The organism is Rickettsiales bacterium (assembly GCA_041396965.1).
GTDB lineage: Bacteria > Pseudomonadota > Alphaproteobacteria > Rickettsiales > SXRF01 > SXRF01.
Genome location: JAWKXN010000001.1, coordinates 131,598 through 155,580 on the forward strand (window position 1 = coordinate 131,598; position 23,983 = coordinate 155,580).

General features: G+C 40.2%; 19 protein-coding genes. 13 read left to right on the forward strand and 6 right to left on the reverse strand.

The genetic code is table 11. From position 1 onward, the window contains the following. Positions 1-166: 166 nt before the first annotated feature. From R3D71_00695 to R3D71_00750, 12 genes are all read left to right on the forward strand, one after another. The gene (locus tag R3D71_00695) at positions 167-1,018 is read left to right on the forward strand and encodes a hypothetical protein (protein MEZ5690167.1); all 852 of its coding nucleotides are present in this window, start codon (positions 167-169) and stop codon (positions 1,016-1,018) included. After that, on the forward strand, positions 1,018-1,887 hold the full coding sequence (locus tag R3D71_00700) for a hypothetical protein (protein MEZ5690168.1): 870 nt from the start codon (positions 1,018-1,020) through the stop codon (positions 1,885-1,887). The genes R3D71_00695 and R3D71_00700 overlap by 1 nt, the downstream gene beginning before the upstream one ends. Next, entirely contained in the window at positions 1,880-3,427 is a 1,548-nt protein-coding gene (gene guaA / locus R3D71_00705; protein ID MEZ5690169.1) for a glutamine-hydrolyzing GMP synthase, read from the forward strand. The genes R3D71_00700 and guaA overlap by 8 nt, the downstream gene beginning before the upstream one ends. A gap of 8 nt (positions 3,428-3,435) precedes the next feature. Then, positions 3,436-4,092 carry a tetratricopeptide repeat protein gene (locus tag R3D71_00710; protein ID MEZ5690170.1) on the forward strand — a complete coding sequence of 219 codons (657 nt, stop codon included), beginning with the start codon at positions 3,436-3,438 and terminating at the stop codon, positions 4,090-4,092. 28 nt (positions 4,093-4,120) lie between these two features. Beyond that, positions 4,121-5,443: a PQQ-binding-like beta-propeller repeat protein gene (locus R3D71_00715; protein MEZ5690171.1), complete on the forward strand. Its 1,323-nt coding sequence runs from the start codon at positions 4,121-4,123 to the stop codon at positions 5,441-5,443. 22 nt (positions 5,444-5,465) lie between these two features. Continuing rightward, a complete protein-coding gene (der, locus tag R3D71_00720) occupies positions 5,466-6,815 on the forward strand; it encodes a ribosome biogenesis GTPase Der (protein ID MEZ5690172.1) in 1,350 nt (449 codons plus the stop codon). A gap of 275 nt (positions 6,816-7,090) precedes the next feature. Continuing rightward, positions 7,091-9,832, forward strand: coding sequence for a DNA mismatch repair protein MutS (gene mutS / locus R3D71_00725; GenBank protein MEZ5690173.1), 2,742 nt, complete (start codon positions 7,091-7,093; stop codon positions 9,830-9,832). A gap of 72 nt (positions 9,833-9,904) precedes the next feature. Then, on the forward strand, positions 9,905-11,122 hold the full coding sequence (coaBC, locus tag R3D71_00730) for a bifunctional phosphopantothenoylcysteine decarboxylase/phosphopantothenate--cysteine ligase CoaBC (protein ID MEZ5690174.1): 1,218 nt from the start codon (positions 9,905-9,907) through the stop codon (positions 11,120-11,122). Between the two features lie 4 nt (positions 11,123-11,126). Next, on the forward strand, positions 11,127-11,573 hold the full coding sequence (dut, locus tag R3D71_00735) for a dUTP diphosphatase (protein MEZ5690175.1): 447 nt from the start codon (positions 11,127-11,129) through the stop codon (positions 11,571-11,573). A 26-nt stretch (positions 11,574-11,599) separates the two neighbouring features. Then, positions 11,600-12,061: an Rrf2 family transcriptional regulator gene (locus R3D71_00740; protein ID MEZ5690176.1), complete on the forward strand. Its 462-nt coding sequence runs from the start codon at positions 11,600-11,602 to the stop codon at positions 12,059-12,061. Between the two features lie 50 nt (positions 12,062-12,111). After that, positions 12,112-13,071 carry a cysteine synthase A gene (gene cysK / locus R3D71_00745; GenBank protein ID MEZ5690177.1) on the forward strand — a complete coding sequence of 320 codons (960 nt, stop codon included), beginning with the start codon at positions 12,112-12,114 and terminating at the stop codon, positions 13,069-13,071. A 1-nt stretch (position 13,072) separates the two neighbouring features. Continuing rightward, positions 13,073-13,822 carry a HesA/MoeB/ThiF family protein gene (locus tag R3D71_00750; GenBank protein ID MEZ5690178.1) on the forward strand — a complete coding sequence of 250 codons (750 nt, stop codon included), beginning with the start codon at positions 13,073-13,075 and terminating at the stop codon, positions 13,820-13,822. Between the two features lie 20 nt (positions 13,823-13,842). Here the strand turns inward: R3D71_00750 and R3D71_00755 are convergent, their stop codons facing one another. The 3 genes from R3D71_00755 to R3D71_00765 all read right to left on the reverse strand — a co-directional run bounded on the left by R3D71_00755 (position 13,843) and on the right by R3D71_00765 (position 21,037). After that, positions 13,843-14,625, reverse strand: coding sequence for a SapC family protein (locus tag R3D71_00755; protein MEZ5690179.1), 783 nt, complete (start codon positions 14,623-14,625; stop codon positions 13,843-13,845). Between the two features lie 3 nt (positions 14,626-14,628). Then, positions 14,629-19,116 (reverse strand): NosD domain-containing protein, encoded by a 4,488-nt coding sequence (locus R3D71_00760; GenBank protein MEZ5690180.1) that lies wholly within the window; start codon positions 19,114-19,116, stop codon positions 14,629-14,631. 211 nt (positions 19,117-19,327) lie between these two features. Continuing rightward, on the reverse strand, positions 19,328-21,037 hold the full coding sequence (locus tag R3D71_00765; GenBank protein MEZ5690181.1) for a ShlB/FhaC/HecB family hemolysin secretion/activation protein: 1,710 nt from the start codon (positions 21,035-21,037) through the stop codon (positions 19,328-19,330). A gap of 258 nt (positions 21,038-21,295) precedes the next feature. Here R3D71_00765 and R3D71_00770 point away from each other — a divergent pair, with 258 nt between their 5' ends. After that, on the forward strand, positions 21,296-21,784 hold the full coding sequence (locus tag R3D71_00770) for an SH3 domain-containing protein (GenBank protein ID MEZ5690182.1): 489 nt from the start codon (positions 21,296-21,298) through the stop codon (positions 21,782-21,784). A gap of 21 nt (positions 21,785-21,805) precedes the next feature. On the opposite strand, the gene R3D71_00775 is transcribed toward R3D71_00770, so the two are convergent. The 3 genes from R3D71_00775 to R3D71_00785 form a co-directional block, all read right to left on the reverse strand. Continuing rightward, a complete protein-coding gene (locus R3D71_00775; GenBank protein MEZ5690183.1) occupies positions 21,806-22,216 on the reverse strand; it encodes an NAD(P) transhydrogenase subunit alpha in 411 nt (136 codons plus the stop codon). A 33-nt stretch (positions 22,217-22,249) separates the two neighbouring features. After that, positions 22,250-23,356: a Re/Si-specific NAD(P)(+) transhydrogenase subunit alpha gene (locus R3D71_00780; protein ID MEZ5690184.1), complete on the reverse strand. Its 1,107-nt coding sequence runs from the start codon at positions 23,354-23,356 to the stop codon at positions 22,250-22,252. Between the two features lie 155 nt (positions 23,357-23,511). Beyond that, entirely contained in the window at positions 23,512-23,979 is a 468-nt protein-coding gene (locus tag R3D71_00785) for a hypothetical protein (GenBank protein MEZ5690185.1), read from the reverse strand. Between the last annotated feature and the right edge of the window lie 4 nt (positions 23,980-23,983).

The following is a 23,983-nucleotide window of genomic DNA, read 5'->3' on the forward strand; positions in this document are numbered from 1 at the left end:
GTGGAAATGTCACAGAAAGCAATAATAAATTAGTACTTCCAATAATATACTAACAATATACTGTACAAAAATACTAAATTTAGTATGTTACACCCGTTTGTATCATTACTTGATTTTTCAAATAGCTAATGGTTTTATCAATCGTAATTTTGGGGTATCTGCTGATATGCGTTTTAATAGCCCTATATTATTTTTAGCTGTCATTCTATCTGTTACCGGATGTACCTCCAGTCTTGAGAAATTACAGAAAATATCTCCGGTAGCGGGTGACTTTAACAGTGCTCTTGCCGCTGAATATCAGGCATACGCTGAGTCAGAAGATGAACAGGGTAGGTATGAGCAGGCGGAGTATTATGCCTATAAGGGAATACGAGCGGTAAAAGGTTATAAGGTAGAGCCTGAGGAAATATCATTTAATTTTCAGGATAATAGCGTAATAAAAGAATATCGCGCGCAGCTTATTGACCTTTTAAGTGGTGACGTAAAGCGCGTAATTCCACAAAAAGCCGCTCGTGCTCAAATGCTGTTTGATTGTTGGAGTAAGCAGGAGGAACGTGCTAATTCTCAAGACGATGTGTATTGTAAAGATGAATTTGTAACAGCGTATGAAGAGTTAAAAGAGGTTGCCGGAAGCCTTATTCACGGCGCGGATAGTAAGAACGCCATAAAATTCTATCCCACTAGCACGCGGCTTGACGCTGAGGCAAAATACGTTATCGCTAAGCTAGTGTCTCATTTAAGAGGTCATTCTGACTATATGTTAAAGCTGGTGGCTAATGGCTACGTAAATAATAGCAAAAGCAGTAAAAGCATTATGGCCTATAACCGTCTTGTCGCGGTAAAAAATAGGTTGATAAAAGAGGGGGTTCCTAAAGAAAACATAGTTTTTATTCTTCCATACTCAGGAGGGGTTGTTGGTGGTATGGTTTATCTTAGTAATGATGATATAAGAAACAGTTCAGATGAGGTATATGTGATAATAACTTCTGACCGTATGTCATCACTGGTATCTAGGTAATGCTTAGGAAAATTACATTTTCATCATTATTAATATTGGTCACAGGTTGTTCCGCCTACAGTCTTCAAGAATTACGCAAAACCACTCCAAAAGGAAGTGAGTTTCAGAAAGAATTATCACGTTTTTATATGAAATTAGCCGAATCTGAGGAAAAAGACTATGATTGGCGTGATTCTTGGTATTTCGCTGATAAAGGGCTAGTTGCTGCTTATGGTCATGATGTTAATCCAGAAGAGCTTAAAAATTGGGATATAGCGGAGGATAAACTACCGCAACTTAAGGCAGCAAGAGATGATCTGATTTTTGCCCTTAAATCTGATATTATTCTTAAAAAACCAAAGCTTACAGCGAAAGCGCAATATTATTTTGACTGTTGGGTTGAGCAACAAGAAGAAAATTGGCAGCAAGAGGAAATAGATTATTGCCGTAATGGTTTTAATGAGACAATGGCTGAATTAGTGCTTACAAAGATTGATAGCAAGAGGAAAAATATCAAAACATTAAAAAAATCATCTGGAAAATCATTGGTTAATAAGGTAAGAAAACCACCTGAAGAAAAATCTACGGTAATATACTCATATCTTGTCCTATTTAAGGACGGTGGCATAGAGCTTACCAGTATGGGTAGCTCGGCTTTAGAGGAAATAATAAATATTCTAAAAGATAAAAAGAATTATGAGATTATAATTTCTGATAAAAGCGGTGTCGTAAAAAATGATTTATTGTCAGAAAGAGTTCAATATATAAAAGAGTTTTTAATTGCTTCTAGCATAGAAGGAGGCTCTATAAAAACATCCGTTACTGTTAATAGTAGCGGAAGTAGGGCAGTTAAAGCAAAATTTAGGGTAGAGATATTTATAAATGAATGAATGTATTTTGATTCTTGATTTTGGTTCGCAGGTTACACAACTTATCGCTCGCCGTGTACGTGAGTGTGGAGTTTATTCTGAGATTAGACCGTTTAATATTACGGCTGATGAGATAAGGTCATTCGCGCCAAAAGCTATTATTCTGTCAGGTGGTCCCGCTTCGGTTCATCATGATTTTTCACCACAGGTGACCGATAGTATTTTTAGTATGAATATTCCTATACTTGGTATTTGTTATGGTGAACAGCTAATGTGCAAGCAGTTAGGAGGTAAGGTTGAGCCATCACAAGATAGGGAGTTTGGCAGAGCGGAGATAAATATAGATGATAATTGCGCTTTATTTTCTGGTATCTGGGAAAAAGGTACAAAACAAACTGTTTGGATGTCGCATGGTGATAGAGTTATAAATTTACCAGAAGGGTTTAAGGTGGTCGCTTCCACCAATTCCGCGCCATTTGCGGCAATAGCCGATGAGAGTAGAAAATATTACGCCGTACAGTTCCATCCTGAAGTTGTTCATACCAAAGATGGCGCTAGATTACTTGAAAATTTTGTAAAAAAAATAGCTGGTTGTCATGGTAACTGGACTATGGAAGAATTCCGTAAGTCGGCTATAGATAAGATTCGTTCTCAAGTGGGTGATAGTAAAGTTTTATGCGCGGTATCAGGTGGTGTTGACTCTTCGGTTGTCGCCGCCCTAATGCATGAGGCGATTGGCGAAAGACTTATCTGTATATTTATAGATAACGGTTTATTGCGCGCTGGTGAGCCTCAGCAAGTAGAGAAAATGTTTAAGGAGAATTTTCATATACCTCTTATCCATGTTGACGCTAGTATGCTTTTCCTTAACCGTCTAAATGGTGTTTCTGATCCAGAGCGTAAACGTAAAATAATCGGCGAGACTTTTATAGAGGTTTTTGAGAACGAGGCGAATAATGTTGGTGGCGCTGATTTTTTAGCGCAAGGAACATTATATCCTGACGTTATAGAATCGGTATCGTTTGCCGGAGGTCCTAGTGTTACCATCAAATCACATCATAATGTTGGTGGGTTGCCTGAACATATGAAAATGAAATTGGTAGAGCCACTTCGTGAATTGTTTAAGGACGAGGTCAGGATTTTAGGCAAAGAGCTTGGAATGCCTGAGTCAATGGTCGGCAGGCATCCTTTTCCCGGACCAGGTCTTGCCATTAGAATACCGGGTGAGTTAAGTGAGGAAAAAATCGCGCTTTTGCGCAGAGTCGACGCTATATATATTGATGAGATAAGAAAGGCCGAGCTATATGATAAGATATGGCAAGCATTTGCTGTTTTGCTCCCAATTCGTAGTGTTGGTGTAATGGGAGACGCTCGTAGTTATGATTATGTTTGCGCTCTTCGCGCGGTAACTTCCACAGATGGTATGACCGCTGATTATTATGATTTCTCCCATGATTTCTTAGGTAGAGTATCTAATCGTATAACTAATGAGGTTGGTGGTATAAACAGAGTCGTGTATGATATTACCAGCAAGCCACCCGGCACAATAGAGTGGGAGTAAAAATAACAATGAGTGAGTTATTTAGAGAAATAGAAGAAGATCTTAAAAAGGAAAAGTTTGACAAAATATGGCGTATCATATGGCGGATAGCTATATTTGGCAGTATAATAGTTGTTCTTGTTACGGGAGCTTACGTTGGTTGGGACAATTATCGTCAGTCTAAGGAAGAAGCGAATACCATGAAGCTGTTGCAGGGAGCGGAACGTCTTGAGATAAAAGACTATAAAGGAGCTAGTCTTATCTTCTCCTCTCTTACCGATGATAAGAATTCTTCTTATTATCCACTAGCTATGTTGCAAAAAGCATGGGCTCAGGAACAGGGAGATGATTTAAGCGGAGCGTTAAAAACTTATCAACATCTTGCTAACAGTAACTCGGAGCTTGCCGATTTTGCTAGACTTAAACTATTAAAGGATCATGAAATCAAGATAGATAAAAACTCACCTTTTTATTATACGATGCTAGAAAATGAAGCTTGGAAATTACTGGCTAACGGCAAAAAGTCTGAGGCGATTGATATTTTTGTTGAGCTTACAAAAGCGGATAATGTACCAAATAGTATGGCGGCAAGAGCAAGAGGGGTAGTCAGGTTGCTTTCTCCAAAAAAACTGGAAAGTAAAGATGACATACAAGCCCAGATTGAGAAAATGATCGGCGCTAAATAACTATAATTTTACAGTCGGAGATACTGGAATGAGAAAAGTAATTTTATTATGCGGTATACTACCTTTTATCACCTCTTGTAGCTATATGCCGACATGGCTTGGTGGAGAGGAAAAAAAAGAGGAAAGGCTCGCTGGAAAAAGAGAGTCTGTGCTGTCATCTAATAATAATCTAAAAGTTGACGATGATATTAAGAATACCTCTCCCGAAATACCTGAAGCGGTATCCAATGTCGCGTGGAGTCAGCATAATGGGAACTTCACCGCCAATACCGCCAATATAAAAGCTGGTAATTTTTCTAATTATAGTTCGGCTACTATAGGTGATGGCAATGAGTTTTCTCATGGTCTTGTTACGTCACCAGTGGTTGCTGGAGGTAAGGTTTTTGCGATGGATTCAGCCGGTGTAATTTCCGCACATGACGCTGTTAATATAGAAAAAATATACTGGAAATCGGAAATAGTCGCCGATAGTCACGAAAATGAAATTATGGGTGGCGGATTATCTGTCAGTGGTGATTATCTATACGCCAGCACCGGACAGGGCAAAATAGCCGCTATTAATATTAAGGATGGCAAAAAAATATGGAGCAGAGCTTTTGGTGTACCTCTAAAAGGCGCGCCAAGAGTTAGTGGTTCCAACGTTATAATAGTAACTATTGATAGTCAGACCTATGCTCTTAACTCTAAGGACGGCAATATTCTTTGGGATCATAGAGGTATCAGCGAGATAGCGGCGGTAATGAGTGATGTAACTCCTACTATCTTTGGTGATGAGGTATTCATACCATATTCATCCGGTGAGATGTTCTCACTCTCTCTTGCCACAGGCGATGTCTCATGGGTTGATACTTTAATGCGTGATAGCCGTTCATCAGTTGATTTTTCTGGTATTGGCGGTGATCCAGTAACAGATAAGGAAGTGGTTTTTGTAACCGGTAATAACGGAGTCACTACCGCTATATCCATATTCAATGGCAGAAGGGTCTGGCAAAGACATATAGCGTCTTTCAATACTCCTTTATTAGCTGGTAGTGAGCTTTTTATTCTCTCTTCTGATAATGTTCTTATCAATATGGTAAAATATACCGGAAAAATCCGTTGGGTAAATCAGCTTGCTAGCTATGAGAATCCTGATGATAAGGAAGACGCGATAAGTTGGAGAGGACCAGTAATGGTAAACGGAAAGTTATTGCTTGTTGGCTCCAACGGGAAAATGATTTTCGTATCAGCTAGCGACGGTAAAGTTATTGAGACAAAGCAAATTCCTGATTCCATATTTACCCAGCCAGTTATAGCCGGTGGCAGGTTATATCTGGTGGATAAGGACGCTGTTTTATATTCATTCAAATAATAAAAATAAAATAATTAAAGATATGAGTTTTACGGTAGTAATAGCCGGTCGCCCTAATGTCGGTAAATCAACTTTATTTAATCGCTTAACCGGAAAGCGTCATGCTCTTGTTGATGATGTCGCGGGAGTTACCCGTGATTTAAGAGAAGGTATGGCGGAAATATCCGGCGTTAAATTCACGGTTTTTGATACAGCCGGACTTGAGGAAGCGAAAGACGGAAGCCTTGCCGCAAGGATGAGTCGGCAAAGTGAAAAAGCTATTGAGGCGGCTAATATTGTTTTGTTCGTTGTTGACGCTAGAGCTGGGATAACTCCCGTTGATAAATATTTCGCGGCGTTAATCAGGAAAAAACATTCAAATCCTATATTGCTTATAAATAAAGCGGAAGGTGGAAAAACAGAAGATGTTATCGCTGAAGCTTATAGTCTTGGCTTTGGTGAGCCAATTCTAATATCAGCCGAGCATGGCATTGGTATGGGCGATCTATACGATGTTATCGCTCCTCTGATAGAGAGTGCTCAAGAAGGAGATAGTGACGATTATGACAAAGAGGAAGATGTAAACACGACAATGCGAATTTCCATAATCGGTCGCCCTAATGTCGGTAAGTCAACACTGGTAAATAAATTGCTTGGAGAGGAAAGGGTGCTTACCGGTGATGAGGCTGGTATTACCCGTGATTCCATAGAGGTTGATTTTGAGTTTGAGGATAACCCTATCAAATTAGTGGACACCGCCGGAATGCGTAAAAAAAGCAATGTGATAGATAGGCTGGAAAAAATGGCGGTGGCCGACAGCTTAAGAACTATCCGTTATTCCCATGTCGTAATATTGGTAATAGATGCTAACGCTCCTATGGAAAAACAGGAAAATAATATAGCTTCACTTATAGAAAGAGAAGGTAGGTCTTTGGTTATAGCCATAAATAAATGGGATAGTGTCAAAGATAAGCCAGCCTATATGAAAGAAATATCCGATATAATTGATAAAACCCTACCACAACTAAAAGGTGTACCGTTGATACCAATTTCCGCTAAAACCGGATTTCAGATACATAAGCTACTTAAAACCTGTTTTGAGGTTTATGAGTTGTGGAATAAAAAGATAAGTACTGGTGAGCTTAATCGTTGGCTAGAAGCGGCGCTGGAATATCACTCTCCACCGCTAGTAAACTCACGGCGAATCAAAATACGCTACATAACCCAGAAATCTAGCAGACCGCCGTCTTTCTTACTGTTCTCTAATAATAGCGATATACCGGAGAGCTATATACGCTATCTTAGAAACGGACTTAGAGAGAGCTTCAACCTGCCATCAGTTCCAATCAGGATAAAAATCCGTAAGAACAAAAATCCGTATAGCAAAAAATAAATTTGTTTCACTCCCACTAAGGGACTACTGTCCCTAATCTTTGCGAATATCACCTCTCCCTTTGGAAGAAGGTTAGGGTGAGGGGTTATTATATCTCTCATCCTCGTGAAAATATGCTGATTTTCACATAAGGCATTGCTCAAGGCTTGCACGACCTGCTGACCGAGTTTCTTGTTCCCTAGCCCCTAGAACCTATACTTGTTCCATATAAAAATTATCCAAAAACTAGTATAGATAGCTATACTTTCAAATAAGCCTTGTATATATTTCAATATATGAAAAATTCCACAGCGAAAAAGAATAATGAACCGGCAGGAGCTAAGTCAGAAGTGACTCCAGCTATGCGTCAATTCCTTGAGATTAAACAGCGGCATCAGGATTGTCTACTGTTTTACCGGATGGGGGATTTTTATGAGCTGTTCTTTGATGACGCTGTAAAAGCCGCTGAGATTCTTGACATAGCTCTTACCAAGCGGGGTAAGCATGAAGGTCAAGATATACCGATGTGTGGAGTGCCCGCTCATTCGCATGAGGCTTATCTTGAGAAGCTTATTCGTTCCGGTGTTAAAGTCGCTATTTGTGAGCAGCTTGAGGAACCACATGAGGCTAAGAAACGTGGCTATAAAGCCGTAATATCGCGTGATGTGGTGCGAATAGTAACCGCCGGAACCATAACAGAGGAAAACCTGCTTGACGCTAGAAGCTCCAACTATCTGGCGGTTATAGTAAAAAATACGAATGATATAGAGAAGAACTCTAATAATACGCGGTCAGTAGTTCCGTATAATAAGCAAGATATAAAAAATTACATCATAGCTTGGCTGGACATATCAACCGGCGAGTTTAATGTTATAAATATAGAGGAAAAATCAATAGCTATGGAGCTATCGCGCATTTTCCCTCGTGAGCTTCTTGTTCCTGACAGTATATCGGCAATAGATGAGCTAAAGTCTTTTGATGGAGCTATTACCCAGCGCCCCGATAATATGTTTGAGGAAAAAAGGTCACAAAGATTGCTCAAGGAGTTTTATAATATATCATCACTTGACGTACTTGGGGATTTTAATCAATCCGAGATTATAGCCAGCGCCTCCTTGCTTGATTACATTAGAATAACCCAAAAAGAAACTCTGCCTCGCCTAGACCTGCCTCGTAGACAGGATGTGTTATCACACATGTTGATAGACTCGGCTACCAAAAGAAATTTAGAACTGCTTACTACCATGAGTGGTCAGAAAAAAGGCAGTCTATTCTCGGTAATTGATAAGACAATAACCTCATCTGGCGCTCGTCTGCTCGCCGGCAGGATTTCCGCGCCACATACCGATATAAAGATAATAAATGGCAGACTTAACATGGTACAGGCGTTTTTTGAGCAGTCAGACCTACGCTCTAAAATCCGTCTTGCTCTTAAAGAATGTCCTGATATGGAAAGAGCTTTGTCTCGTCTTTGTCTTGGACGGGGAGGTCCTCGTGACGCGTTAATGATAGCGTCCGGTCTGTCATCAGCGCAGGAGATACGGGTATTTTTAGAGTTAAGCGCACAGTTGTTGCCGCTAGAAGTTACTGCCGTAGCTCCAGTATTAGGAGGACATGAGGAAATTACCTCCAAGATTCTTTCTATCATTAGTAAAGATTGCCCGCTGCTCGCTAGAGATGGGAATTTTGTTCGCGCTGGACATAATGCCGCCCTTGATGAGTTAAGAAGGCTACGTGACGATGGCAAGAAACTAATAGTTGATCTTCAACAGAAATATATAAAAGAAACTGGAATAGCCAGTCTTAAGATTCGCTTCAACAATATGCTTGGCTATTTTGTGGAGATAACCCAGCAGCATCAAGCAAAGATTACTAGTGATTTTATTCATCGTCAGACCTTAGCTAATAATATACGTTATAGTAGTGTTGAGCTTTCTGAGCTAGAAAGAAAGATAGGTGAGGCGGCAGCGAATGCCTTAAAGCTTGAGCAAGAAATATTTGCCGAATTACTAGAAGAGATAAAAATCTCCTCAGAAAAAATAATAGATACGGCAAGAGCTATTGCTGAAATTGATGTGGCGACCTCTCTTGCTCATCTCGCCTCAGAGCGTGATTATACAAGACCATTGCTTGATAATAGTTTTTCTTTTGATATTACTAGTGGTCGTCATCCAGTTGTAGAGGAAAGCCTCAAGAAAAACACGGATTCTTCCTCTTTTATAGCCAATAGCTGTGACCTAGAAAATAGTAGAAGATTATGGTTGCTTACAGGCCCTAATATGGCTGGAAAAAGCACCTTCCTACGTCAGAACGCGCTTATCGCCATTTTAGCGCAGATTGGCTCTTACGTGCCCGCTACCTCCGCGACTATAGGTATTGTTGACCGCATGTTTAGTAGGGTAGGGGCGGCTGATGATCTCGCGCGTGGACATTCCACTTTTATGGTGGAAATGGTTGAGACCGCGACAATATTAAATCAGGCGACAGAGCGCTCGCTAGTTATATTGGATGAGATAGGACGAGGTACCGCTACATTTGATGGGCTTTCCCTTGCTTGGGCGGTGGTGGAGTATCTTCATGACGTAATTAAATGCCGCTCATTATTCGCCACTCATTATCACGAGCTTACGGAGCTTAAAGGTAAACTTTCTTGCCTGTCATGCCATACTATGAAGGTAAAAGAATGGAAGGGAGAGCTTATATTCATGCATGAGGTTGCCACAGGTAGCGCGGATAGGTCTTACGGTATTCATGTGGCAAAGCTTGCCGGACTTCCCGAGCCGGTAATAAGGAGAGCTGGCAATATTTTGCGAAACCTTGAAAATCAGCAAGGAGCGAGAAATAATTCGGGAGACTCATTGCCACTTTTCGCGCGTGATGAGGAGCCGGAAGAAGAGATTACTAACAGCTCTAATAACAATAGTGTAAATTTGCTATTGCTGCAGGAAATACTGGATATTTCGCTTGATGACCTTACACCAAAACAGGCTCTTGACGCTCTATATAATCTTAAAAACAAAGCGGAAGAACTTGCCTAAAATGTGGTATAGTGCTATTTACAGTATATAATCGTGTTATTTGCCATTATACGTACGTAAATATTAATAGCTATGTCACAAAAATCTGTCCTCCTAATAATCACCGGTAGTATCGCCGCTTATAAATCTCTTGATTTGATAAGAAGGCTACGCGCGAAAAACATTATGGTACGGGTGGTGCTTACCGAATCCGCTAAAAAATTTGTTACTGAATTTTCAGTAGCAGCTCTTACGGAAGGAGAGGTTTATAGCGATTTATGGTCACTAAAAGATGAAAGTGAAATGGGACATATCCGCCTGTCACGCGAGGCGGATATTATACTAGTCGCTCCAGCCTCCGCTGATATAATAGCGAAAATATCTGGCGGTTTTGCCTCCGACCTTGCTAGCAGTGTTTTGCTTGCGAGCAACAAACCGCTTATCGTCGCTCCTGCGATGAATAGTATGATGTTTGAAAATTCAGCGACCAAGCGCAATATAGAGCGGATAAAAGCTGACGGTGCGCTAATTATTGAGACGGAAAGTGGTGTTCTCGCTTGTGGTGAGGTCGGGCAAGGACGTATGGCGGATATTGAGAAAATAGAGCGGGTGGTGCTGGATGCTCTGCATGAAGACAGCAGTAAAAATAAAATACTTGCTGGAGTTAAAATTCTTGTCACAGCCGGAGCTACTTTTGAGGCGATAGATCCAGTACGTTATCTAGGCAATCATTCTTCCGGCAAGCAAGGATACGCTATCGCGGAAGCGCTTGCGGAAATGGGAGCGGATGTTACCTTAATAAGCGGGAAAACCAGCCTTGATACACCAAAAAATGTAAAATTTACTCAAGTAACAGACGCGCTTAATATGCTTGAGCGAGTTACAAACAGCCTGCTGGTAGATGTCGCTATATTCGCAGCCGCGGTAAGTGATTGGCGGGTGCGCGAGTTTTCTAGCGATAAAATCAAGAAGAATGATGATAATGACGAGTTGGTGCTAAACCTTGTTAAAAATCCTGATATTCTAAAAACCGTAGCGGGACATAAGAATCGCCCTAAATTAGTTATCGGTTTCGCCGCTGAGACTGAGGATTTAGAAGACAACGCCATAACTAAAAGGCAAAAGAAAAATTGTGACTGGATTCTGGCAAATAATGTCGCGAACGGTAAAGTATTTGAGCGTGATGAAACCGCTATTTTATTTCTTGGTGATGGTGATACCAAAGAATATTGGAATGATATAACCAAGCGGCAAGCGGCCGTAATGCTTGCGCAAAAAATAGCGGAAAAGTTAATGATTGGGAAGGACTGAATCTATGCTTAAGGTGAAAATTGTGAAGCTAGCTCATGGTGATGACCTGCCACTTCCATCCTATGCGACGCAACAAGCGGCTGGTGTTGATCTGATGGCGGCGGTGAGTGAGGATATTATTATCCAGCCTATGGACAGACGGCTAATACCAACTGGTATATCAATCGCCTTACCAGCGGATTTTGAGGCGCAAATCCGACCACGTTCTGGTCTTGCCTTAAAGCATGGTATTACGCTGCTTAATTGCGTTGGCACGATAGACGCTGATTATCGTGGAGAGATAAAAGTAATAATAGTGAATTTAGGAGGTGAGGAGTTTACGGTTAAGCGAGGTATGCGTATCGCCCAGATGATAATAGCCCCAGTTGCTCAGATAAGCTGGATTTCTGTTGATTGTTTGGATGAAACCGCAAGGGACATAAAAGGATTTGGCTCAACTGGATATGCGTAATAAAAACTATACATAAACAGGACTGTATGAATTTATTTAACAATAAACTATTTTACGCGGTAGAGGCGGTTGTTACCATAGCCTATAATTCAGGTGTTAGGGCAATATCAGGTAAAGAGATAGCTTGTTTGCAAGGTCTTTCCGCTCGCTACTTGGAACAGATAATGCAAAGCTTGGTGCGCGCGGGAATTCTTAGAGGAATGCGCGGACCAAATGGTGGCTATGTTCTGGCGAAAGAACGCAGGCGTATAACCGTATCTGATATTTATGAGGCAATAAGTGGCGACTTAGAGAAGGATAACCAGACAAGTAAAGAAAGAAATGAGAGTACAGAACTTTCAGAATTAATTATAAAGCCGGTATTTAAGGAGTTTGATGAGGTTATGTTAAGGTATCTTGAGCAGATAAATATAGAGAGTCTGTGTGAGAAGGCCTCCCTTAAGAATATCGGTAAATCCACTGATGAGAAAATTGACTTTATTATTTAACCAGTATTTTTATACAAACAATTATAAAAATATTAAAATAGGAGAATATTATGACAGCAAAACTTGATAAACCAAATCGTGGACGTATTTACGATAATATAATAGAGACTATCGGTAATACGCCGCTTATCCGCCTTAATCGTCTAGCGAAAGAAGCTTCGGTAGTTGCTGATATAGCGGTAAAGGCCGAATTTTTTAACCCTCTATCCTCAGTTAAAGATCGTATCGCTCTTTCTATGATTGAGGCCGCTGAAAATAGTGGCAAGCTGAACAGCGAAACTGTGGTTGTTGAGCCAACATCAGGAAATACAGGTATAGCTCTTGCCTTTATTTGCGCTGCTAAAGGCTATAAGCTTATCCTTACCATGCCTGAGAGTATGTCGCTTGAAAGACGTAAGCTGCTTAAGCATCTTGGCGCGCATCTTGAGTTAACACCAGCTGCCAAAGGTATGCGTGGGGCGATTGAAAAAGCAGAAGAAATCGCTGGAGCCAACAAAAACGCTATAATACTTCAACAATTCCAAAATCAGGCAAATCCCGAGATACATCGCCGTACCACCGCTGAGGAGATATGGCATGATACTGACGGCAAGGTAGACGTGTTTATAGTAGGGGTTGGAACTGGCGGTAGCATCACTGGTGTTGCTCAAGTATTAAAAGAGCGTAATCCTAACATAAAAATTATCGCTGTGGAACCTGAGGATAGCGCGATTTTATCTGGCGGTAAACCGGGTCCTCATAAGATACAGGGAATTGGCGCTGGATTCGTTCCCGATATATTGCAAAAAGATTTGATAGATGAGGTAGTAACAATCGGCAATGAAACCGCTTTTGCCACCGCTCGCAAAGCGGCGAAGCTTGAGGGAATGCCTCTTGGTATTTCATCTGGAGCTACTATCGCCGCCGCTCTTGAGGTTGGCGCGCGTCCTGATATGAAAGGAAAGCTGATAGTGACACTCGCCGCCTCATCAGCCGAGCGTTATTTAAGTACCGATTTATTCTCTGAGTAATATGGATTTAAGTCTTGACTGGCAGCGGCGTTACGCGCGCCATATAGTGCTTTCTGAAATTGGTAAGGGTGGGCAAGAACGTCTAGGACAGGCAAGAATACTTGTTATTGGCGCTGGCGGGCTTGGTAGCTCAGCTATCGCTTATTTAGCCGCCGCCGGAGTTGGTAAAATTGGCGTTATTGATCCAGATAGGGTGGAGATCTCTAATCTTCAGCGGCAAATACTTTTTGAAAGCGCTGATATTGGACGTTCTAAGGTATTCGCCGCTAGGGACCGCGCGCAAGAAGTAAACTCTGATTGTTTAGTCGAGGTTTTTGAGGATAGCATAGACGATAAAAACGCGGCTGGTATAATTCATAACTTTGATATTGTTATTGATGGTAGTGATAATTTCGCTACCAGATTTTTGGTTAGCAAAGCCTGTTTCTTAGAAAAGAAGATTTTAATATCAGCGGCGATAAGTGGCTTTTCAGCGCAAATATCCACCTTTAAGCCCTATCTTGGAAAAGAGCATCCTTGCTATAATTGTTTGATACCAGAAATACCTGAGCGGGAATTAAGCTGCGCTCAAGAGGGAATCATCGGACCACTCGCCGGAATGCTTGGTAGTATGCAGGCTTTAGAAGCAATAAAAGAGTATTTAGAGATAGGGCAGGGTCTTTCAGGTTTCCTTATAATTATTGATTCACTTACAATGAATATAAGAAAAGTAACTTTAGCGAAAGATAAAGATTGTAGGCTGTGTGGTTAGATACGACAGTAAGATATTCTTTAATGAGCGGCTCTTGCCACTTCTAAATCAGCTATTTTCTTCCAGTTAGAAGCTGATGCTAGCATAAAATATATAAACGGTATCCACCCTTTTTTGCGGAAGGAAAGATACACATCATCAGAAAGTTCATTAAAGGCTTTCTCATTTATCATGTTAAAACCAGATAACTGTTTTTTCTGACCGGTCTTTAATGTTACTTCAGATTGATATGGTTGTAGCAGCTTATGCTCCTGTAGATCAGCGCAGAAATTTCTAGTTATTAAATGATGTTGGTAGAAAGCGGTACAGAATTTGAGGGCATTGTCAGTAAATTCGGTTGGCTTGCCATCATCATTATAAAAACGGCTTACTCCATCTTCAGGTTTTTCCGCAAAATGTGGCGATAATTCGTCAACACAAAGATAAAATTTGTTTTCCTCTTTTCTTTCAAAGAATATAAAAGGATATTGACGGACATAAGCCGGTATATAGGAGTTTTCCTGCCATGAGCCATTATTCTTTATAAATATATTTTTTTGCTCAAGACCAACTACCGCAACTGGCATTACACTCTCATTGTTAGTAAAAACTACAGGATAGTTTTTCGCCGCCTCAATTAACTCAATAGTATTTAGTGGCAGAGAGTTAGTGTCACTTGCGAATGAATAATCGCTGACCGGACGTATCCCAGCTTCTTTATGACGGTTAGAGTCTAAAGGAACTGGTCTCTTATATAAGAGAGGCAGACCGGATAATTCATTATCATCCGGTCGCCCATTATTAAAGTCTTTTGCTTTTGTCATTTATTACTGTTGCTGATTAATATTACAGGTTCCTAGATTAAATCCATTATTGAATCCAGAACCAAGGAAGTTGTTTCCACAACTGAGACCACCCGCCGCTGGAGAAAGACTAGCTAGAGGATTATCACCACCCGCCGCTGGCTCTAAACCACCTAATTGATCTGGGGTAAGACCGGCAGGATTAACCGCACCACTATCCGCACCACCTGCCGCTGGGCTAAGCAAGCTTAGATTCAGCGAAGATATATTGAATTGAGGTGGGGTTACACCTGGATCATTGGTTATAGTCCGTCCGGCGTATGAAAATAGACCTAGAGGAGGAGCTTGCTGAAAACGGGTAAGACTAGCTGGAGCAAGGAAAGCGGCTACAGGGAAGTTCTTATAGAACACGTTACCGATAGTAGGTATGCCATCCTCAACATCTATAGTTTTAGCTTCAGCGGCATCACGTTGCGCCACTGTAAAGTCACTTGCTCTAACACCCTCAAAGAATTGCGCGCTAGCATCCAGAGTATCTCCAAACATAGCATTATTTTGTAGTACAAAATATTGATTCAGACCGGAGAATCTACTGGTATTGCTGTCAAATTGCATTGAGCTGCCAGCACCGTCTATCAGCACTCCTAAGCTATTACCAACACCAGATATATCAAGACCACGCACTAAAGTTCCACCAGAACCATTTTGTATCAACATACCAACGCCACCATTTGGAACACTCATTATAGCTTCGCGAATGTTGGTATTTTGTGAGTTATCAAGATTGATGCCAAGCACGTTACCGGTAAATATATCACCAGTAAGGGTTGCGTTGTCGCTATCAAAGAAAGATGCTCCAGTACCATTTCCTATGAAATCATTACTGGTCAAATTTACATTATCACTGTTATTTACAATAACACCAAACAGGTTATTCGTTAGAGTATTATCATTTAATACAGAGTTATCAGAGCCAACAACATTTATACCAGCAGAATTATCTGTCAGTGCGTTGGTTAGTATAGACAAGTTGGTGCTATTCTCAGCAAAAATACCGTTATTAGCATTTTCTACGCTATTATTAGCGATAGTAATAAAGTTATTTGACAAGCTATGAATACCACTTCCAGCCTTATTTATGATATTCAATATGGTCAGAGTACTAATATTAGAATCAAGGAAAATAGCATCCTTTATGATGTTAGTTATGTTGTTTGAGTCAACACGACTATTATTGCTATTTTGAACAATTACACCATCCACAAAATTATCTACAATATTATCTTTAATAGAAGTGTTAAGCCCACCATCCACGCTAATCGCGAACAACCCAGCTCCAGCTCCACCATCTGAACCATTTATATTATTATCAATTATCGTAAGACCGGTAGAGTTATTGGAAATAATACCCATATTGATTTTGTTCATAATATTATCCCTAACAAATAGAGAATTTCCATTTGTTGTGATAATGCCAGCACCGGTTTGTTCAAATAGGTTGTTGGAAATTATAGAGCCAACCACATTATTAAATATTCCGCCTGTAGGATTACCTAAGAATCTGTTGTTATCAACGGTAAGCCAAGTGGCGCTGTTCGCTATAAGACCTATAGAATTATCGCTAATAGTATTATCTATAATTTTTGTAAGTATAGAGTTGGAATCAACTATACCAAAGATATTATCAAAAATATTATTACTCAACACAAGTAGAGCGCTATTGCCATTCGTCAACACACCATTATTGGTGTTGCTAATATTGTTATCAACAATATCTATCTTAGAGTTTGAGTCGGCGAACACGCCATTTCTAGCGTTATTTATCGTGTTTCCTATAACAAGTGTGTGAGTGTTTTTATTTAAGGAAACAGCATCATTAAACATATTATTTATATTGTTTGAATCAATACGGCTATTATTGCTGTTGTTAATCAGAACACCATTTGTAAAGTTGCTTATATCATTACCTTTAATGGAAGTATGAAGACCATCTACAATATTCACGGCATGCAGACCCAGACCAGCTGGTTTTGTAAACCCAGTAATGATGTTATCAAGTATAGTAAGACCAGTAGTTCCAGAGGAGTCAATCCCACGCCTAATACCATTCATGGTATTATCATTGATAAAGATAGAATTTCCAGCGAATGTCACCACTCCAGTATCAGTAAAGTTAAATATATTATTTGAAATAGGAGCGCCTACTATATTATCCAGTATTACGGCGATTCCAACTCCTGAGAACAAATTATTCTCAACTTTAGACCAAATAGCATTTTTAAGTTTAACACCGGTAAAATTCCTATAAAATTCATTTCCAATAACTTTTACAGAGTCAGAGGCTATGCCACTTATAGCAACGTTATTTCGTAAAAAATTATTGTTGGTAACTAAAACGTTATTGGTATTGCTTAAAGCTAAAGCTATCCTAGAATTATCATGGAGCAAAGAGTTTATTAGTTCAAATAAAGAGCTATTATTCACCGAAACACCAACTTCACCACCGCCAATAGATAGATCTTTGATAGCTGCGTTATGAGTATTGTTTAATAGAAATACTGGATCAGCAGCGGCAAGTGGATTAACCACAGTAGCTCCGCTTCCCTGAATTGTAAGATTATCTTTTCCGTTAATCACCACATTCTCATTCCATGTGCCGTTGCCAAGAGTAACTGTCGCCTCTCCAGTTTCCACATTACTTATGGCATCAACAGCGTTTTGGATAAAGCCTGTTATATCTTGATTTAAGGTAACTACTTTACCACCAAGAACATTCGCTATGTTGCTACCAAATCTTCCAGTATTGTTGATCGCCACATTACCAAGAGAGCTTTTTATAGTACTAGAGCTCATCTTCATTTCACCAGTATTTATCGTAATATCACCACGCTTTGTCCATATATTGGCATTGCCCATCTGCACGCTGGTTCCTGAGTTTATATTAATCGCCCCTTGATTAGCCGCCCCATTAAAGAACGATCTTATGTCAGATTCTATTATGGCGTTATTACCAGCGTTTATAGTAAAATTACCAGCTCCACTCCAGACCATATCAGCTAACACGCTTACATTATTCGTGCCCAAAGCTATCACGTTAGCTCCACCATCTAGGGCTGTTACCAATGGTGCTATATTTACAAATAAATCTCCAGCGAAAGCATGATCAATAAAGTTTCCTAAGAACAGGCTGCCAGGATCTAGAAGCAGAGTTCCCGCGTTGCCGTTAGCCGCGCTCAGGTCAATAGAGCCATCAAATCCCAATTCACCTTTAGACGAAATCTCAGCAAAGCCACCATCACCACCATTTGTGCCGCCAGTGCCAGCTATTGTGGCATTAAAGTCGGTAGCTTCGTCAGACCATACGATAGCGGTTCCTGCGTTACCAGAATCGGTAGCGCTCACATTTATCTTGCTTTCTTTGTCGGTGGTTACGGTTTTAGCAGTAGCAAGTTCACCACCACCTTGATAATCACCGCCAATTCTTACTTTACCACCACCGGTTTTACCACTTGCGTCAATATCCGCTTTTGCAAGAATTATGTTGTCACCAGTTACGGTTACATTACCACCTTTTTTAGCGGATGAGGCGTTAAGCTTGCCAGAAACATTAACATTGCCACCATCAGCGCTAAGTACAATGTCCCCACCATCCATATAAGCGGAACTAGCCTCAATTACACCAGTATTATTTATAGCGTTATCAACGATGTTCTTAGCCACTTTAGCGGTTAGCACAACTTTACCACCACCAACAGAAATTATGCCGTTATTACTAACCGCCGCTGCTTCACCATCAGCGATTTGTGTAGTTTCACTATCCACTGCGAAGCTGTAAAGATTATCACCATAAAAATCTATACTAGCTGTTTGACCACTAGCAAGAATAACTTTACCCATGTTAGCTTGAATTACGCCATCATTACGCACACTGTGACCAATTAGCGCTACCAATCCACCATCAGCGGCGGTTATTGTCCCCTCATTTATAATCTTAGCTCCTGGGCTGCCTGCTATAGAAAAATTGGTTTTTCCAGCAAGGAAGTCAGAATTTCTTATATCATTTACTGTTGCTACCAAGCTAGCAACATCAACTTTAGAACCAGCGCCAAAAACCACACCGCTTGGATTTACTATAATTATTTTCCCATTAGCCGTAAGAGTACCAAATATTTTTGTTGGATTACCGTTTCTTATCCGGTTAAGAGCTACAGAATTAACTGATGGCTGAATAAATTGAGTGGTCTCACCATGTAATATATCAAAGCTCTGCCAGTTTATTATAGCCTTATCACTGCCCTGATTAATGACGGTCTTATTGATTTCTGGAGTGGTTATAGTTATGTTTCCAGACACTACCTGCGCACCTTGCGGGTTAGCATAGGCATTACTCGCTTGTAGAAGCGCGAACGTCGCCACAGAAAGGCACAGCGCCTTTGATAGACCACCTTGTTGCTTATTTTTTGAAGATAACAAAAGGCTTTTATTTTCTCCATTGAAGTGACTAATAATCATAACTTTTCCCCAGATGTGACAAATTTATTATTGTTTATTTTTTATTTGTAGTGTGTTTAAGCAAGTTCCGACACATTAGTCAAGTAATAGTTAATAATTATAAGTAAAATTATTAACGGTAAATGCTAAAAAATAGTCATTCTTGCTTAATTTCATTGTATTAACAGTATTAGCAGCTTGTTTTTTCACTCCTTGTTTGTTAATAAATTTATTAATAACGATACTGCATATTAAAAAATATACGTGGAGCTGAACCATCCGCACCATAAGCCGCGACATCTCTGGTTAGAGGGAAAGCTAGTTCTACATCGCCAGTCAGTGAGTCAAGTATGTTAAAACGAGTTCCAATACCAGCGGAAGCCAGAGAGTTATCTTTCGGCTCAGAATTCGCCACTATATTACGATTCCACACCTTGCCTAAGTCATAAAAACCGTATGACTGGAAAGAAGTAACGTATTTATTTTCGGTATTACCATTATATTGCAGCTCTAAACGACCAGCTATCCCAGAGTCTCCAGTTATCTCTGCTGGATCATACGCACTGCCAAATTGCGCGCCGCCAATAGCGTATTCTTGCGCTGAATAAAGCGGATCTAAAGAATATTGACCATCAACAGAAGTGGAAATTGACCAAGAGCCATACACAGGCTGAATGCGAGTAAAGTTAGCGTTAAATTTCTCAAAGCTAGCTTTTCCGCCAGCCCGTGAATGAGGTAAGCTAGCACTATCAGCAAACCAGTTAAGACCTTTCGCGAAGCTGCTTTCCAGACGATTTACCGCGTTCGTCTCATCAACAAAATCATAGGTTAGTTCAGTTGTCCATATCCGAAGATTGTCGTTATAAATATTAGCGTCCAGCACACTAAGATTCACTCTTTGTATAGAAAAATCAGTATTTACAAATAGATTACTTTGCCTGCTACGCATAATAGGATGACTTATTGACGCGTTAACCTCATAGTTTGTTCCTTCAACATCAAGAACCTCAAGATTATGACCTGGATTGGTTTCTATAAAGCTTAAGTCAATTGCTGCTTTAGTTCCGTAAGAATTTATCGGCTGTTCATGACGCACGCCAAAATATTTAAGTTCATCCGGCTCAAACGGTGTATTGATAACTCTAAATGCTGTCTGTTCGTTCATCCCAAGCATATTATTAACTGCGAACACACCTATCGCCTGAGTAGTTCCTAAAAAGCGAGTACCACGATTATTAACCCTTATTGTGCTACCCTCAAACTTATTACGTTTAATGTTCACTGTAACAAGAGAGGCGTGTGGTGTATCTGCTGACGGCTGAATAACAGCTCTTGCCTCAACACCCGGTAAATCTTCCATGAGCAGCAAGTAACGCTCTAAAGTCTTAGCGTCAAGAGGTTTGGATTCTTTTATTTTTTCCGCGTATTCATGCAATATACTATCTGTAACGTCGACATCTCCCTTAAGTTGGACATCACTAACAAAACCCTGAATAATATTTATTCTAACCACACCATCCTTAATTCTTTGTGGAGGAACAACCGCGCGATTTAATATAAAGCCTTTATTACGGTAATATGAGGTAATCTTATCCGCTATTTCATTGAGTTCACGAAGGTTTATGTCTTTCCTGAGTTTTTCTTCATATATGGGCTTAATATTCCTCATGTCCTCAGCGGTCATACCGTTAAACTCGATTATCTTAAGACGAAAAGATACGTTTCCTTTCAAGGTTTTACTTTCTTTGTCTTGAACTGTTATAAGTTGCTCACCGGTCACTTCTGGGCGTTGGCTATTTTGTATCTGCCTTTGTATTACCTCAGGACGAGCTGTGCTAGGAATATTAACTTGCGAATGAGCTGCTGTAGACACAATCGTCAAAGCGGAAGTGCTCACAGCTAAAATAAAAAAACGACTGGAGAGGCTATTTCTATAGCGCATAACTAAATATCCCTTATTTTTTGTAGTTGAGTAGTCAATTGTCCGATAGTAGTTGCCATAGCACATAAGTTATGAATGCGCAATTTAATTGTTAACACTTGTTTTCATTTTTTACGGTTAGCTGCTTTTATACCACATTGAAACTTTTCGCTTTTAATTTTTAATATAATCATGGATTATCAAATCATTGCCCTATAAACATAAGTTGTTTATTATTATCATTTGATAGAAAATAAATCTGTATTATATTGGCGTGGTATGATGCTTTTACGATTTATATCAGTTGTTTTTTTCTGCTTTATCTGTTTTGACGCGTACTCGGCGGAAGAATCAGGTGGGAATATCCCTCGCTTTGTTTCTCTAAGAGTGGATGAGGCTAATGTAAGAACAGGACCGGGAACTCGCTATCCTATATTATGGGTTTATAGAAAAAAAGATTTCCCTGTAGAGATAATAGAAGAATTTGGTCTATGGAAAAAAATTCGTGATATGGATAATTCTATAGGATGGGTGCATAAGAGCATGCTTAAAGGCGCGCGAAGAGCTATAGTCAGAAAAAAAAGAACTGCCTTCGTAAGAATTGATCACGATGAGGAGGCAAAGCCACTGATAAAGTTATCACCAAAAGTGGTTGTAAATATTCTGGAGTGCGACAAAAGATGGTGCTACATACAAGTAAGCGGTCACAAAGGATGGATCCAAAAAGAAGACATATGGGGAGTCTATTCGTACGAAATTATAGAATAGAGCGCATCCTGCCCGTTACTACTAAGGCGCTTTGTCTTTAGCGGATTTTTTTTGGAACATAGAAAGCATTCGCTGAGTTACCACAAATCCACCGAATATATTTATTGAGGCGATTACTACAGCGATAAATCCCGTAAGATGGGAGAAACCAAATCCCTCAGGACCAAGAGCTATTATCGCACCAACTATTATTATCCCTGAAATTGCGTTAGTAACCGACATAAGTGGAGTGTGTAAAGCGGGAGTAACTTTCCATACAACGTAGTACCCAACAAAACAGGCGAGAACAAACACAGTTATCCCAAACACCGAAGGATCAATCCCGCTTTGCTCCTGTAACCGTAGGCTCATTTTATTGACATCCTCAGAAAGCTCAAACGCCATCTGAGCAAGATTTTCAGCTTTCTGGTTTATTGTCTCACTGTCAAACATAACTATTATCTCATTTCATTTTTGATGATTAGTTCACGCGAACATAGGATGTATAGTGCTTCCGTCCCTCGTAAGCAATGTACCTTTTACCAACTCATCATCCCATTTTATATTTATAGATTTTTCCCCTATTAGTAAAGTAGATACAAAATTATATATGTTACGAGCGTAAAGTTGACTAGCGTCAATCGCTACTCTGCTTGGCATATTGCTGTAACCGATAAGTGCTACGCCATATTTTACCGTAACATTGTCGAGTTCAGTAAGAGGGCAGTTTCCACCGTTTAACGCGGCGAGATCCACTATAACCGAGCCTTCTCTCATAGTTTTTACCATATCCTCAGTAATAAGCACCGGAGCTGGTTTTCCAGGTATCAGAGCGGTTGATATAACTATATCTTGTTTTTTTATAGTTTGTGCGATTAGCTCTCCTTGCTTGCGTTTATAATCATCACTCATCTCTTTGGCGTATCCACCAGTTGCCTCTCCTGATTCGGTGTCTTCAACCTCAATAAACTTTGCTCCTAGACTTTCCACTTGCTCTTTAACTACCGGACGCACGTCAAACGCCGAGACAACAGCTCCCATTCTTTTAGCTGTGGCTATTGCTTGAAGACCAGCGACACCGGCTCCTATTACAAGGATCTTGGCTGGAGCGATAGTTCCCGCCGCTGTCATCATCATCGGCGTGGCTTTACCTAAAGTCGCTACTGCATCTATTACCGCTCTATATCCGGCGAGATTACTTTGTGAGGATAGAACATCCATAGATTGCGCTCTTGAGATACGAGGTAATAATTCTAAAGAGAACGCGGACAAACTATTTTGATTAAAATGCTCTATAGACTCAGTTTTCGCATAGGGAGACAGCATTCCAACTATGTTGCTACCACTTTTCATTTTTGATAAACTATTCTCAGACGGAGGGTTAACACACAAAACCACATCAGCGTCTGATATATCATCCGATATTGTAGCGCCATATTTCTCATAATCCTTGTCCGAGATAGCTACCCCAAGACCAGCGTCTCGCTCAACTATGACTTCCGCGCCAATCTCAATATATTTTTTTACAGTATCAGGAGTAGCGGCTACCCGCCTTTCACCTTCCGTTTTTTCACGCAACACCGCTATTTTCATAAATCACCTTACTTAGTAACCATAGCCATTTACCTAACACCCAACTCATTAAAAATAAAATAAGCGGCTATGAACAGAATTTATTTCTCATCTTTTGCGGAGTTTAGCCATTGTTTATTTATAATCAAATATTATTTTGTAAATATATAGTAAGATTATGTTATTTGAATACCAGAAGCCTTGCGGTTATCACCGGTATTTAGCGGAGTAAGATTACCTAGCATTTCTCTGGAAACATTAGCGAATTGAAGGCCACCATCACCAGAAACCGCCGGATTTTCAATAGCCGGTTTGGTAAGATTGCTGAAATCAACAGGCCCTAATTTTAATGCTCTACCAGTAAAGCTAGCGACGGAACCACCTCTTGAGTTCATCTGTGCCGCCATTTGGTTCATTTTTTTATCGCTCCACGCCTGAGGTAGCTTTATATGAGCGAATATTCCAGTTGAAAAAAACGAGGCTATTTTAATCCCAAAAATTCTTTCTATCCACGCATAGCTATTATTGGTGGTATCATCAGGATCTGGTTGCTGAGCGTCATCATTATTACCCCCACCAGCACCCTGCATCCGCTGTGCCATTAATAGCTGATCTACTGCTACCGGTTTATTATCCTCTGCCATTTCT